This is a genomic window from Actinoplanes siamensis, from assembly GCF_016862395.1.
Classification (GTDB): domain Bacteria; phylum Actinomycetota; class Actinomycetes; order Mycobacteriales; family Micromonosporaceae; genus Actinoplanes; species Actinoplanes siamensis.
The window spans coordinates 45035-59225 of record NZ_BOMW01000051.1 but is presented as its reverse complement, the minus strand read 5'-3'; the positions used below and the strand labels follow the sequence as shown (position 1 = coordinate 59225).

9 protein-coding genes and 1 riboswitch are annotated in these 14191 nt (G+C 73.0%); of the genes, 2 read left to right on the top strand and 7 right to left on the bottom strand.

Annotated features, from left to right (window positions below; genetic code table 11):
* Window positions 1-126: 126 nt before the first annotated feature.
* The 3 genes from Asi03nite_RS25360 to Asi03nite_RS25350 are packed head-to-tail and all read right to left on the bottom strand — an operon-like array spanning window position 127 to window position 4017.
* The gene (locus tag Asi03nite_RS25360) at window positions 127-1872 is read right to left on the bottom strand and encodes a precorrin-2 C(20)-methyltransferase (RefSeq protein WP_203682963.1); all 1746 of its coding nucleotides are present in this window, start codon (window positions 1870-1872) and stop codon (window positions 127-129) included.
* A 52-nt stretch (window positions 1873-1924) separates the two neighbouring features.
* Window positions 1925-2542 carry a precorrin-8X methylmutase gene (locus Asi03nite_RS25355; protein ID WP_239102912.1) on the bottom strand — a complete coding sequence of 206 codons (618 nt, stop codon included), beginning with the start codon at window positions 2540-2542 and terminating at the stop codon, window positions 1925-1927.
* Entirely contained in the window at window positions 2542-4017 is a 1476-nt protein-coding gene (locus tag Asi03nite_RS25350; protein ID WP_203682962.1) for a ferredoxin-like domain-containing protein, read from the bottom strand. The genes Asi03nite_RS25355 and Asi03nite_RS25350 overlap by 1 nt, the downstream gene beginning before the upstream one ends.
* 186 nt (window positions 4018-4203) lie before the next feature.
* Window positions 4204-4277, top strand: a riboswitch (cobalamin riboswitch).
* Between the two features lie 54 nt (window positions 4278-4331).
* Here Asi03nite_RS25350 and cobN point away from each other — a divergent pair.
* Entirely contained in the window at window positions 4332-7871 is a 3540-nt protein-coding gene (gene cobN / locus Asi03nite_RS25345) for a cobaltochelatase subunit CobN (RefSeq protein WP_203682961.1), read from the top strand.
* A gap of 219 nt (window positions 7872-8090) precedes the next feature.
* Here cobN and cobF read toward each other — a convergent pair whose 3' ends face one another.
* The gene (gene cobF / locus Asi03nite_RS25340) at window positions 8091-8894 is read right to left on the bottom strand and encodes a precorrin-6A synthase (deacetylating) (protein WP_203682960.1); all 804 of its coding nucleotides are present in this window, start codon (window positions 8892-8894) and stop codon (window positions 8091-8093) included.
* 291 nt (window positions 8895-9185) lie between these two features.
* Between cobF and Asi03nite_RS25335 the strand changes: the two genes are divergently transcribed.
* Window positions 9186-9596, top strand: a complete 411-nt coding sequence (locus Asi03nite_RS25335) for an Hsp20/alpha crystallin family protein (protein ID WP_203682959.1) — start codon at window positions 9186-9188, stop codon at window positions 9594-9596.
* A 3-nt stretch (window positions 9597-9599) separates the two neighbouring features.
* On the opposite strand, the gene Asi03nite_RS25330 is transcribed toward Asi03nite_RS25335, so the two are convergent.
* From Asi03nite_RS25330 to Asi03nite_RS25320, 3 genes are all read right to left on the bottom strand, one after another.
* Window positions 9600-10226 (bottom strand): carbohydrate-binding protein, encoded by a 627-nt coding sequence (locus Asi03nite_RS25330; RefSeq protein ID WP_203682958.1) that lies wholly within the window; start codon window positions 10224-10226, stop codon window positions 9600-9602.
* 13 nt (window positions 10227-10239) lie between these two features.
* The gene (locus Asi03nite_RS25325; protein WP_203682957.1) at window positions 10240-11151 is read right to left on the bottom strand and encodes a TIGR03619 family F420-dependent LLM class oxidoreductase; all 912 of its coding nucleotides are present in this window, start codon (window positions 11149-11151) and stop codon (window positions 10240-10242) included.
* Window positions 11152-11307: 156 nt separating this feature from the next.
* Window positions 11308-14040 carry a putative bifunctional diguanylate cyclase/phosphodiesterase gene (locus Asi03nite_RS25320; RefSeq protein WP_203682956.1) on the bottom strand — a complete coding sequence of 911 codons (2733 nt, stop codon included), beginning with the start codon at window positions 14038-14040 and terminating at the stop codon, window positions 11308-11310.
* Window positions 14041-14191: the final 151 nt, after the last annotated feature.

Sequence of the window (14191 nt, the reverse complement as noted above, 5' to 3'; positions counted from 1 at the left end):
TCTGCGGAGGGGCCTTTCAGAGGTTTCTTTTCAGTGGCCCCTCCATTCGGCGTCCCGGCAGGCTGCCGTCAGGCAACGCGTCGATGCAGTGCGGTTGCCCTCCGTTGCGGTTCGGGAGCGTACGGTTCATTTCCCGCCGGCGGGTCGATGGTCGGCCACCGGGTAGTGCCGCGGCGTGTACACCACGGTCCGACCATTTCCCCTGGCCACTGCCTTCGTCTGGGACGACCCGACGATCAGCAGGCAGCGCATGTCGACGGTGCCCGGGTCGAGCTCGCCCAGAGTGGTGACCAGAACCGACTCCTCCGGGCCGCCGACGTCCCGGCCGACCACCACCGGGGTGTCCGGCGCGCGGTGCTCCAGCAGCACCTCACGTGCCCGGACCAGCTGCTCCTTGCGGGTCTGCGACGCCGGGTTGTAGATCGCGATCACCAGGTCGGCGGCGGCCGCGCCGGCCAGCCGGGTCTCGATGATCGACCACGGCTTGAGCCGGTCGGAGAGCGACATGATGCAGAAGTCGTGGCCCAGCGGCGCGCCGGCCCGGCTGGCGACCGCCTGGGCGGCGGTCAGGCCCGGCAGGATCCGCACCGGGACGTCGGTCCACTGCGGGTCCTCGGCGACCTCCAGGACCGCGGCGGCCATCGCGAACACGCCCGGGTCGCCGGAGGAGACGACCGCGACCCGGCGGCCCCGCTTGGCCAGGTCCAGCGCGAAGGCGGCGCGCTCGGCCTCGACCTTGTTGTCGGAGGCGTGCCGCACCTGACGGGGATCGGCCGGCACGCGGTCCACATAGGTCTGGTAGCCGACCAGATCGTCGGCTTCGGCCAACGCCTGCCGCGCCTCGGGGGTGAGCCATCCGGCCGCGCCGGGGCCCAGCCCCACGACGGTCACACCGCCACGCCGGCCCGCCGCGCCGTCCGTGTCGGCTGTGCCGCTTCCGCCGGCCGTGCCGTGCCCGCCCGCCGCGCCGTTCGTATCCGTTGTGCCGCTTCCGCCGGCCGTGCCGTCCCCGCCGGCCGCGCTTGCGGTGCCGTTCTCGCCCGCCGGGTCGCTTCCCGCATGCGTGGCCCCGGTCTCCGCGGTGTGCCCTCTCTCCGACTTCTCCGATTCGTCCGGCGCGGCGCCCTCGACGAAGGCCCGCGCCGCCGGGCTCGGCAGCAGAGCGAGCGAGAAGTACGGCACGGTTTCCGGATCAATCTCGGTCAACCGGCCCACCCGCTCCGCGGCCATCGTCGCCCGTTCCACATAGAACGCGTCCGCCGCCCGCCCCGCCTGCTCCAGCGCCGACCGCACCCCGTCGAAGGTCCGCCCCAGCTTCATCACGGCGGCCGAGTCGGTGGCGGCGAGACGCCGCGCCAGTTCGTCGGGCGGCAGCGTCCCGGGCAGCACGGTGAGCACCTCGTCGCGCTCCATCAGCGGCCGGCCGAGCACCGCCGAGGCCGCGCTCACCGAGGTCACCCCGGGCACGACTGCCGTCCGGTAGCGGTGCGCGAGCCGCTTGTGCATGTGCATGTAGGACCCGTAGAAGAACGGATCCCCCTCGGCCAGCACCACCACGTCACGCCCGGCGTCCAGGTGCGCGGCGAGCCGGGCGGCGGCCTGCTCGTAGAACTCGTCGATCGCCCCCTGGTAGCCGCCGGGGTGGTCGGTGGTCCCGGTGGTCACCGGGTAGATCAGCGCCTCCTCGATCTGCCCGGCCCGCAGGTACCCGGCCGCGATCGCCCGCGCGTTGCTCCGCCCGTGCCGCGCCGCGTGGTACGCCACCACGTCGGCCGCCGCGATCAGCTTGGCCGCCTTGACCGTGACCAGTTCCGGATCGCCGGGCCCGAGCCCGACCCCGTAGAGCCGCCCGGCAACCACGTCGTTAGTCATCGTCCGTTTTCCGCTTCGTCTCGCCGTCCGGCCGCCGGTTCGCCGCCGGGCTTCATTCGATCTCCGAGGCCAGCGCGTTCACCGCGGCCGCGGTCATCGCGCTGCCACCCCGCCGCCCCCGCACGATCAGGTATTCCAGACCGGACCCGGCCAGCGCCTCCTTGGACTCCGCCGCACCGATGAACCCGACCGGGATGCCGAGCACCGCGGCCGGCCTCGGCGCCCCCGCCTCGATCATCTCCAACAGCCGGAACAGCGCGGTCGGCGCGTTGCCGACGGCCACCACCGCGCCGTCGAGCCGGTCCCCCCAGAGATCCAGGGCGGCGGCGCTGCGGGTGTTCCCGATCCGGGCGGCGATCTCGGGCACCCGTGGATCCCGCAGGGTGCAGACCACGTCGTTGCCGGCGGGCAGCCGCGCGCGGGTCACCCCGGACGCCACCATCTCCGCGTCGCACAGGATCGGCGCCCGGCCGAGCAGCGCCTTCCGGGCGGCCACCGCCACCCCGGGGCTGAACCGCACGTCCCGCACCAGATCGACCATCCCGCAGGCGTGGATCATCCGGACCACCACCCGCGCCACGTCCTCCGGCAACCCGGCCAGGTCGGCCTCGGCCCGGATCGTGGCGAACGACCGCCGGTAGATCTCCGCGCCGTCCCGCTCGTACTCCATCAGGCTCTCCTCGCCCCCGCCACCAGGTCTTCCAGCACGCCAACGGCGTCGCCCGCGCCAACCGAGCCCGCCCCAATCGGGCCAACCGCGTCGCCCGCGTCGCCCGCGCCCGCGCCCGCGTCGCCCGCGCCCGCGTCGCCCGCGTTTCCCGCCGCGCCCGCTGTCCCGGCCGGAGTCGTCTCCGTCGGCACCGTGCCGTCGGGGGAGCGCCGCGTCACCTCGTAGCCCCCCGCCGTCGCCTCGACCCGGACATGCCGGCCGGCCGGGCTCCCGCAGGCCCGCGCGCAGCCGACCCAGTGCACCGGCAGGCCCGCCACGAAGCGGGTCGCCGCGTCGGCGTCGGCACGCACGTCCGCCAGGGATCTCGCGCAGCCGGGCCGCCCCGCGCACGCGCTCACCCCGGTCCACCGGGAGCGGTCCGTCACCACCAGGCCCACCGCGGCCATCCGCTCGGTCCAGCCCGCCGCGGCGGCCGCGGTCAGGCCCGGCACCAGCACGCCACGCCACGGCGTGACGACCAGACGCTCCGCGTCCTCCAAGACCCTCGCCTGTACGCCCTCGAGCCGCCCGAGAGGCACCGAAGCCCCGGCCGCGAACTGACCATTCTCGGTCACCACGCCGACCAGCGAGGCTGGCTCCAACCCTCCGGCCGGCGCCGCCCCCGCCGCGCTCCAAGCCCCCGGCGCACCCACCGCGCCCGGCGCACCCACCGCGCCCGGCGCACCCACCGCGCCCGGCGCACCCACCGCGCCCGGCGCGGTCACCGCCCCCGGCGCGCCGACCGGCGTCACGCCGAGCGCCTCGGCCACCCGGGCCGACACCCGCACCGGCCCCTCGGCGAGCTCCCGCAACCGCCACGCGGCCGCCGGACCGGTGCGCTGCTCCTCCCGCTCGGCCAGGAACGCGTGCCCACTCGCGATCAACGCCGCCACGACCCGGCCGGCGTCCACCCGCAGCCCCGTGTCGCGCCCGCCGAAGCGCAGCGTGAACCACCGCCCGGCGCAGGCGCTCCCCGGCGGCGCCGGGGACGGCACCGCGGCCACGTCCGCGGCGAGGGGCACCTCACCGACCGCGAACAGGAACTTCCCCGGCAGGGCGGCCAGCCCCGGGTCGGCGCAGATCGCCGCGTCCAGCCGCGCCACCAGCCCGCGGGTGTGGTCGTCGGCGAGCGGCGGGGCGGCGATGTTGCGTACCGCGTCGTGGGTCGGGGAAGGCAGCAGCCCAGCGGCCCGCAAGCGGACCGCCAACGTCTCCACCCGCTCCGCCTGCAATGCCCTGAGCTGCAGATTCGCTCTTGAGGTCAGCTCCAGCCGGCCGTCGCCGAACTCCTCGGCGAGCTCGCGCAGGCAGCGCAGTTGGACGCCGCTGAGCAGGCCACCCGGCAGTCGGACGCGCGCCAGCAGCCCGTCGGCCGCGGCATGCAACCGCAGCGCGCCGGGACAGGCGTCGGTGTCCGACTGACGGAGGTGAGTCACGGCCCGGATACTACGGGCGGCCTCCGACAGGACCGCATGCTCGGGTCGGCAGCATCACAACTTCGTCAGCGGCGTCACACCGTCCGTCAGCGGCGTCACAATGCGGGCGGCGCCATCGCGATCCGGCCGCGTCCGCCCGTCCAGTAGCGTGTAGCGGGCCAAGTGAATTCGAGCGGCGACGCCGCGGAGGAAGCCGGTGCGAGTCCGGCGCGGTCCCGCCACTGTCACCGGCCCGCGGGAGGGCCGGGAGCCAGGAACTCCGGTCGCCGAGATGTCTACTACCCGGGGCGCGGACCCCGAGGGGGAGCGCACGCGTGTTTCTGCTGCTGTCGACGTCCGACACGGACCTGCTCAGCGCCCGGGCCTGCGGCTCGGCCTGGCGGCTGGGCAACCCGGCCCGCACCTCGGCCGGGGACCTGCCGGCCCTGCTCGACGGGGTCGAGCTGGTCGTGGTCCGCATCCTCGGTGGCCGCCGCGCCTGGGAGGAGGGGCTGGACGCGCTGCTCGGCGGCGACGTCCCGGTGATCGTCCTCGGTGGCGAGATGGCGCCGGACGCCGAGCTGATGAAGCTCTCCACGGTCCCGGCCGGCATCGCCGCGGACGCGCACACCTACCTCGCGCAGGGTGGCAGGGAGAATCTCGCCGCGCTGCACGACTTCCTCTCGGACACCGTGCTGCTCACCGGCAACGGCTTCGCCCCGCCCGTCGAGAGCCCCCAGTGGGGCCTGCTGGCGAGGCCGGCGGCGGCCCCGGAGAAAGCGCCGGACCAGCCGACCGTCGCGGTTCTCTATTACCGCGCCCACCACATGGCCGGCAACACCGCCTTCGTCGAGGCGCTCTGCCAGGCGATCGAGGCGAAGGGCGCCCACCCGCTCCCGATCTTCACGGCCTCGCTGCGCACCGCCCCGCCCGAGCTGCTGGCCGAGCTGCGCAAGGCGGACGCCCTGGTGGTGACCGTGCTGGCGGCCGGCGGCACCCGGCCGGCCACGGCGAGCGCCGGCGGCGACGACGAGGCGTGGGACGTCGGCGTCCTGGCCGACCTGGACGTGCCGATCCTGCAGGGGCTGTGCCTGACCAGCTCCCGCTCCGCCTGGGAGGCCAGCGACGACGGCCTGTCCCCGCTGGACGCCGCGACCCAGGTGGCGATCCCGGAATTCGACGGCCGGATCATCACGGTCCCGTTCTCGTTCAAGGAGATCGACCCGGACGGCCTCTCGGTGTACGTCGCTGATCCGGAACGGTCGTCGCGCGTAGCCGGGATCGCGGTGGCGCACGCCCGGCTGCGGCACGTGCCGCCGGCCGAGCGCAGGATCGCCCTGATGCTGTCCGCCTACCCCACCAAGCACTCGCGGATCGGCAACGCGGTCGGCCTGGACACTCCGGCCTCGACCGTGGCGCTCCTCGAGGCGATGCGCCGGCAGGGCTACCGGATCGGTGACTTCGGGACGTACGACGGCGACAGCCTGATCCACACCCTGATCGCCGCCGGCGGGCAGGACCCGGACTGGCTGACCGAGGAGCAGCTGGCCGGCAACCCGGTGCGGATCCCGGGCGACCGTTACGAGCGGTGGTTCGCCACCCTCCCCGAGGACTTCCGCGACAGCGTCGTGCGGCACTGGGGCCCGCCGCCCGGCGAGCTCTACACCGACGGCGGCGACATCGTGCTGGCCGCCCTCCGCGACGAGAACATCGTGGTGATGGTGCAGCCGCCGCGCGGTTTCGGGGCGAACCCGGTCGCCATCTACCACGACCCCGACCTGCCGCCGAGCCACCACTACCTCGCGGCCTACCGCTGGCTGGCCGACGAGTTCGGCGCGCACGCCGTGGTGCACGTCGGTAAGCACGGCAACCTGGAGTGGCTGCCCGGCAAGAACGTCGGGATGTCCGCCTCCGACGGCACCGACGCGGCCCTCGGCGACCTGCCGCTGATCTACCCGTTCCTGGTCAACGACCCGGGCGAGGGCACCCAGGCCAAGCGCCGGGCGCACGCCACGCTGGTCGATCACCTGATCCCGCCGATGGCCCGCGCCGAGTCGTACGGGGACATCGCCCGTCTCGAGCAACTGCTCGACGAGCACGCCAACATCGCCACGCTCGACCCGGCCAAGCTGCCGGCGATCCGGGCGCAGATCTGGACGTTGATCCAGGCCGCGAAGATGGACCACGACCTCGGCCTGTCGCACCGGCCGGACGACGAGCAGTTCGACGACTTCATCATGCACATCGACGGCTGGCTGTGCGAGGTCAAGGACGTGCAGATCCGCGACGGCCTGCACGTGCTGGGCGCCGCGCCCGAGGGCGAGGCCCGGATCAACCTGGTCCTCGCGATGCTGCGTGCCCGCCAGATGTGGGCCGGCCAGGTGGCGGCCCTGCCGGGTCTGCGCGAGGCGCTCGGACTGTCCGAGGACGCGTCCACCGCGGAGACCGACGCGATCGAGGAGCAGGCGCGGGCGCTGGTGACGGCCATGGAAGAGGCCGGCTGGCCGCACGAGGTGCCCGGCCTGACGGACAACGCGGAGGTACGGCGGGTGCTCGAGTTCGCCGCCCGCGAGGTCGTGCCGCGGCTGGCCCGGACCACCGACGAGCTGACGAACGTGCTGCACGCGCTGGACGGCGGCTACGTGCCGGCCGGTCCGAGCGGCTCCCCGCTGCGCGGCCTGATCAACGTGCTGCCCACCGGCCGCAACTTCTACTCGGTCGACCCGAAGGCCATCCCCAGCTCACTGGCCTGGGAGACCGGCCAGGCGATGGCCGACTCGCTGCTGGCGAGGTACCGCAAGGACTACGGCGACTGGCCGAGATCGGTGGGCCTCTCCGCGTGGGGGACCAGCGCGATGCGCACCGCCGGCGACGACATCGCCGAGGTGCTGGCGCTGATCGGCGTCCGCCCGGTGTGGGATCCCGCGTCGCGCCGGGTCACCGGCCTGGAGCCGATCTCGCGCGAGGAGCTGGGCCGCCCCCGGATCGACGTGACGGTCCGCATCTCCGGCTTCTTCCGGGACGCGTTCCCGCACGTGGTGGGGTTGCTCGACGACGCGTTCCGGATGGTTGCCGAGCTGGACGAGCCGGACAACTTTGTCCGCGAGCACGCGGTGCGCGACCAGGGCGACCACGGGGACTGGCGGCGGGCGACGATGCGCATCTTCGGGTCGCGGCCGGGGGCGTACGGCGCCGGGATCCTGCCCTTGATCGACAGCCGGAACTGGCGGGACGACGCCGACCTGGCCGAGGTGTACGCGGTGTGGGGCGGCTTCGCCTACGGACGTGACCTGGACGGCGTGCCGGCGCGCGGGGACATGGAGAACGCGTACCGGCGGATCGACGTCGCCGCGAAGAACATCGACACCCGCGAGCACGACATCGCCGACTCGGACGACTACTTCCAGTACCACGGCGGCATGATCGCCACGGTTCGCGCGCTCACCGGGCGCGCGCCCGCCGCGTACATCGGCGATTCCACGAACCCGGACGCGACGCGGACCCGCAGCCTCACCGAGGAGACCGCGCGGATCTTCCGCGCCCGGGTGGTGAACCCGCGCTGGATCGCGGCCATGCGGCGGCACGGCTACAAGGGCGCCTTCGAGCTGGCCGCCACCGTCGACTACCTGTTCGGCTACGACGCCACGGCCGGCGTGGTCACCGACTGGATGTACGAGCAGCTGGCCACCACCTACGCGCTCGACGCGGAGAACCAGGAGTTCCTGAAGCGGTCCAACCCGTGGGCGCTGCACGGCATCACCGAGCGCCTGCTGGAGGCCGCCGACCGCAAGCTCTGGGACTCCCCGCAGCCGGAGACGCTGGCCGCGCTCCAGCAGCTTTACCTGGAGACCGAGGGCGACCTGGAGGACAGCTAGTCCCTGCGTGGCTGCCGCGGGAGCCTCACCGCGCCGTGATCCGGATGCCGATGGATCATCGGCGTGCCGTGCGGCTCTCCGCGGCATGCCACCCGGGACGCCTGCCGGTGGCACACCCGCCGCCCTGGTCCACGCCCCGCCGGGAATGCGGATCGCCCTGTCCTTCACGGTCGGGGCGGCCGCGTCATCGCCGTCGACGCGGTCCTCCGTCCGGACGGCTCAGTCGCCGTCGACCCGCTCGGGTCGAGGGGAAGCTGGGTCGGGTCGGGGGGAAGCCGGGTCGCGCCGCAGCAGATAGGTGTCCATGATCCAGCCGTGCCGCTGACGAGCCTCGGTGCGCGTCGTGACGATCTGTTCGGCGACGTCCGCCACCCGCCCCGAGGCCAGCAACTCGTCCTCGGTGCCGACGTACGCGCCCCAGTAGATCTCCGCATCCGGGTACGCCGTGAACGCCTGCTGCGCGTCGAGCATCACCACCACGTCGTCAGCGCCCTCGGGCCACCCCTCGGCCAGCCGCCGCCCGGTGGTCACCTGGAACGGCTGCCCCACCCGGTTCAGTCCGATCCGGTGCTTGGCGGCGAGGGCGGAGACGCTGCTGATGCCGGGAATCACCTCGTATGCGAAGGTCGTCTCCTGCCGGGCGAGGATCTCCTCGAGGATGGCGATCGTCGAGTCGTAGAGCGCCGGATCGCCCCAGACCAGGAACGAGCCGATCTCCTCGTCCTTCAGATGCTCGCCGATCAGGTCCTCGATCACCCGGGCGCGGCGGCTGCGCCAGTCCGCGATCGTCCCGGTGTAGTCGGCCGGGGTGCGGTCCCGATCGGGGTCGCGGCCCTCGACGATCCGCTTGTGCGGGTGCGAGTACGCCCGGATGATGCGTTCCCGCAGATCGATCAGGCTCTGTTTGGCCTCGCCCTTGTCCAGCAGGAAGAACACATTGGTACGGCCGATGGCCTTGGCCGCCTGCAGGGTCAGATGGTCCGGGTCGCCCGCGCCGATCCCGATCACGTAGATCTTCCGCACGCCCCGAGTCTGCCGCACCGCCCCCGGCCGGCCTCGAGCGGCTCGCCCTTCCCCGTGTGAGGGCGAGCCGCTCGCGCGGTCCGGGACCAGCCTCGCGTCCGCGTCACCGCGCCACCCCGGCCGTGATGGGCGGGCCCGCGTCGGCGTGCATGATCACGCGCCCCAGCTTAGTACACATGTTCGAACCGCGCGGGTAGCGCCTGTCACATTGCCGAGGGGGAAGCGCGGACCGGGATTCCCGGTTCTCAGACTTGAGTCACCCACGCTCAAGCAAGGAACGAGGAACCACCCATGTTGCTCACCACTCCGACAGTGCGCGACCTCGAGCGGCTGACCGCCCGGGTCCTGGAGAGCTCGAACCGGACCGCCGGCGCGCGCCTCGACGCGTACCGCGAGGGCGACGCGTTCTACATCGACATCGACCTGCCCGGCGTGGACCCGGCCTCGCTCGACATCACCGTGGACGGCAAGGTGCTTACCGTCCGCGCCGAGCGCGCCCGCGCCGAGCGCGCCCGCGCCGAGCGCGACGGCGTCCGCTACGTGATGGCCGAGCGTTCGGTGGGCGTCTTCAGCCGCCAGGTCCAGCTCTCCGACAAGCTGGACACCGACCGCCTGGAGGCCCGCTACGACCAGGGCGTGCTCACCCTCAGCATCCCGGTCCTGGAGGAGCGTGGGCCCCGCAGGACCGAGGTGGCGGTCTGAGCCTCAGTGATCGAACTGGATCCAGTTGATGTTCATGAACTCGCTGTCGTCCGGCGCGGTGAACGTGAGGTAGACGGTGTGCGTGCCGGTCACCGGCGCCGTCAGCGCCGCGACGTCGGTACGCCACTTCTGCCACCCGCCGGTGTTGCTCACCGAGAGCTCGCCGACGGGGTCGGCGTCCGGGGTGTCCAGCCGGATCTGCACCCGGCCGGATACCCCGGCCTCGGAGGCGACTCGGAACTTCGCCTTCGCCGCCGGCACCTCGCCGAACACGAAGTCGTCGAACCGCAGGTGGTCACCGCGCTTGATCCAGCCGACGTTCTGCCCGCCGCCGGAATCCTCGGTGTCCTGCGCCTGGATGCCGGCCAGCTCGTCGGCCGCCTCGGCCTGCAGCACCGGGTACCGCACCGGGGTGGGCGCCGGCGTGGTCGGCGTGACCTCGGGGGCGGCCGGCGCGGGCGCTGACGAGGGCGGCACGACGGCCGCCGCCGGAGGCGACGACGGCGTATCCTGCCAGCGGCCGATCCCGTAACCGGCGAGCAGGAGGGCGAGACCGCCCAGGCCGATCAGTGCCCGGTTGCGGTTCGTCCAGGAGCGGGTCCGGTAGACGGTCGGAGTGCGCTGATCCACCCGGTCAGGGTAATCAGGCGCCGTGATCCGGAGCCAGGGCCTCGATCATCTCCACCCCCAGCTCGGCCGCCGCGGCCGGATCCGCGTCCGGGCCGCCGATCCGCGGGTCCCAGTTGGGCTCGTAGAACAGCTCGGTGGCGCCGGCCTCCGCGTACCGCCGGGTCGCGGCGCGGATGTCCGCCCACGAACCGGACAGCGGCACCTCCCGATTCTGGTCACCCGGATGGACCACGGCACGGACCACGATCCGTACCGCGGCGGGGTCCTTCCCGGCCTCGGCCGCCGCCTCCCGGACCACCCGGGCGCCGCGCTCGATCTCCGCGAGGCTCGCGCGGCTGCTGCTCACCCACCCGGCGGCGAGTCGCCCGGCCCGCCGCAGCGCCACCTCGGCGGTGCCGCCGAGCAGGATCGGCGGCCCGCCCGCCTGGGCCGGGAGCGGCCGCATCCGGCTCGGCGGAACGCGGTAGTAGCGCCCGTCGAACGCGGCCTCCCCGTCCGCGAACAGGGTCCGCAGCACGGCAAGATACTCCTCGGTCCGGGCACCGCGCGGGTTCGGATCGGCGTTGGTCGCCACGAACTCCGGCTCCGACCACCCGGTGCCCAGCCCCAGGTCGAAGCGACCGCCGGTGAGCCGGTCCAGCGTGCCCGCCTGTTTGGCCAGGTAGGCCGGCGCCAGGTACGGCAGGTTGATCACCGAGACGCCCAGCCGGATCCGCGAGGTCGCCGCCCCCGCCCAGGTCAGCGCGACGATCGGGTCGAGCACGCTCCGATAGCTCGGCGCCAGCTCCTGATCGCGGCCGGCGAGCAGCCGCTGGAACGCCCACAGCCCGTGGTACCCGAGCTCCTCGGCCCGCCGCGCGATGGACGTCAGTGTTTCCGGGCGCGCCCAGGCACCGGACACCGGACAACCGAAACTGATCAGCATGCGAAAAGGCTAGAGCCAGAAGACCGCAACCCGCTCGCCCGGTACGCCCGCCGCCCCGTCCCGTCCCGCCCGCGTCCGGCCGTGACCCGGGGTGGCGCGGCTCCGCCGTACCGGCAGGCAATCGGCGAAGCGCGACCACGCCGGGCCCGGAAGCGGTCAGGCAGACGTCTCCACCGGGGTGTCGGCGCCCTCCAGGAAGAGGCGGCCGGCCTCGGCGGCCGGCACCGGCCGCGAGAAGTAGTAACCCTGGGCGAAGCCGCAACCCATCTCGCGCAACGCCGCGAGCTGCCCGAACTCCTCGATGCCCTCGGCCACCGTGGCCATGCCCAGGCTCTTGCCGAGCCGGACGATGGTGTCGGTCAGCGCCGTGTCGTCGGCCAGGACGCCGAGGCGCTCGACGAACGACCGGTCGATCTTGAGGGTGTCCACCGGGAAACGGCGCAGGTAGGCGAGCGACGAGTAGCCGGTGCCGAAGTCGTCGATGGCCAGCGTGATGCCCAGGGCCTTGAGCCGGACCAACTGCTCCAGGTTGGCCTCGGTGTCGGTCATCAGCACCGACTCGGTCATCTCCAGGCACAGCCGGTCGGCAGGCATGCCGGTCTCGGCCAGCACCGCCGCCACCGTCTCGGTGAAGTCGGGCTGGTCGAACTGGCGGACCGAGACGTTCACCGACATCTTCAGCGGGCGCCCGCCGGCGGCCTCGCTCCACTGGACCGCCTGGCGGCAGGCCTCCTCCAGGACCCACCGGCCGAGCGGCACGATGAGGCCGGTGGCCTCGGCGATCGGGATGAAGTCCAGCGGGTTGATCATGCCGCGGGTCGGGTGCGGCCAGCGGACCAGTGCCTCGAAACCGACCACCTGGCTGGTGTCCAGGTCGACGGTGGGCTGGTAGTACAGGCGCAGCTGGTGGTTCTCGCACGCGGTGCGGAGGTCGTTCTCCAGCTCCAGGCGCTCGATCAGGCCGTCCCGCATCTGCGTGCGGTAGCTGGTGAAGACGCTGCCCCCGGTCGCCTTGGCATGGTGCATGGCCAGGTCGGCGTTGCGCAGCAGCTGCTCCGCGCCGTCCTCGTCCTCCTCGGCCAGCAGCGACGCCTGAGCCAGGCCGATGCTCGCCCGCACGTGGATGTTCCGGGCACCCACCTCGACCGGCAGGTCCAGGTCGTCGAGGATGCGGCGGGCCACGCACTCCGCCTCCTCGCCGGCGGCGCATTCGATCAGCACCGCGAACTCGTCGGCGCCGAACCGGGCCACCAGGTCCTCGGCCCGGACACAGGCCTTGATCCGGTCGGCGATCTCGACCAGCAGCTGGTCGCCGGCCAGGTGGCCGAGACTGTCGTTGACCCGCTTGAAGCCGTCCAGGTCCAGGTGCAGCACGGTCAGGTCGGCGGTCCGCGCCAGGGCGGCGGCGGTCCGGTCGCGGAACAGCGCACGGTTGGCGAGCTGGGTGAGCGAGTCGTGGTACGCCTCGTGGACCAGCTGCTCCTGTAGCTCCTTGCGCTCGCTGATGTCCCTGGTGTTCAGCACGAAGCCGCCCACGTGCGGGTCGTCCACCAGGTTCGTCACGATCATCTCGGACGGGCGGCTCCGGCCGTCCCGGTGCGTGTGCACCACCTCGAGCGTGACCGAGCTGTAGGCCCGGACCGCGACCTGCCGCATCGCCTGGTCCAGCCGGACCGCCGCGTCCGGAGCGAGCAGCTCGGTGAAGTGCTTGCCGCAGAACAGCTCCGGCCGGTACCCGAACACCCGCAGCATCGACTCGCTCTGGAAGGTCACCCGGCCCTCCGTGTCGATCACCGTGACGACGTCCGAGCTGTGCCGGATCAAGGCGTGGAACTGCTGCTCACGAGCGTGGAGCTCGGCGGTCCGTTCCTCGACCCGGTCCTCCAGGGTGCGGGTCAGCTCGCGGTTCTCCAGCAGCGTCAGCACCTGACGGCCGATCAGCAACAGGATCAGGACCGAGTGGGTGTACGCCACGAACGGGCGGCTGTGGCCGTTCACGATGTGGAACGACACGCTCGAGAACAGGGCCGCGGCGACCGCCCCGTACGGCAGCATCACGGCGCCCATCCGGATCCGCGGGCTGAACTCGCTTTTCAGCGGCTCCGCGTCGCGCGGCCGGGTAGCGCCCACGATGACCAGGCCGAACCCGATGATCCAGCCCAGGTCGACGGCTGATCCGGACCGATAGTGGTGGATCATGCCGAGGTAGCAGTAACCGATGTCGGAGATCGCGAAGGCGGCCACGCCGAGCCCGAAGAACGTCAGGTCCGCCGAGCAGCGGTACAGCGCGCGCCGCTGCGGCAGCATGTACCCGATCATGGTGGCGATCACGATGTCGCCGAGCGGGTAGAGCACGGTCAGGTAGAACCCGATCCCCTGGTCGTCCGGCCGGATCCGCGGGTCCACCACGAACACCCAGCCGACCAGCACCAGCGAGGCGGCCACCAGCATCCCGTCGAGCACGCTGCGGGCCCGGTTGGCCAGCGGCTGCGACGTGCTCGGCAGGATCAGCAGGCCGAGCGGGACGAGCAGCAGCATGCCGAGGTAGCCGGCGTCCGCCCAGGACGGGACGTCCAGACTGCCGCCGTACGGGAAGCTCTGGGCCAGCGTGTACGCCTGCCCGAGACCCCAGCTCGCGATGCCCGCGGCGAGCACCACCCAACCCCAGCGGGCCCGGCCGGTGAACAGCCCGGCACGCCACAGGCAGGTGGCCGCCGCCGCCAGCGGGAAGACGGTGAGCGCCCAGGTGGAGATGTCCCTGGTCAGCTCCGGCCCGCCCGCTTCCGCGCCGATCAGCACGACCAGGACGGCGAGGACGGCGGCCACGGCGGCGCAGACCCGTACCCAGCGGCGGGTGTCCACGGATCCATCCGCATTGTTGAGAGTCATACCGGCGCCTCCGGCCTCGAATTGTGATCAACCGGGCTATCGGGCGCTGGTCCGCCGTCATGAGGAACCGCGCGGGTGCAAACCGGTTACCCTCGCCGGCCGGACCCGGTGACCGGCCTTCTGCCGAGCTCGATGTCTCCGGTTCCGCCGG

Excerpts from the sequence above, each read along its gene's own strand:
- Asi03nite_RS25320 (WP_203682956.1), bottom strand. The coding sequence starts at position 14,040 with ATGACTCTCAACAATGCGGATGGATCCGTGGACACCCGCCGCTGGGTA.
- Asi03nite_RS25325 (WP_203682957.1), bottom strand. The coding sequence starts at position 11,151 with ATGCTGATCAGTTTCGGTTGTCCGGTGTCCGGTGCCTGGGCGCGCCCG.
- Asi03nite_RS25360 (WP_203682963.1), bottom strand. The coding sequence starts at position 1,872 with ATGACTAACGACGTGGTTGCCGGGCGGCTCTACGGGGTCGGGCTCGGG.
- Asi03nite_RS25335 (WP_203682959.1), top strand. The coding sequence starts at position 9,186 with ATGTTGCTCACCACTCCGACAGTGCGCGACCTCGAGCGGCTGACCGCC.
- Asi03nite_RS25355 (WP_239102912.1), bottom strand. The coding sequence starts at position 2,542 with ATGGAGTACGAGCGGGACGGCGCGGAGATCTACCGGCGGTCGTTCGCC.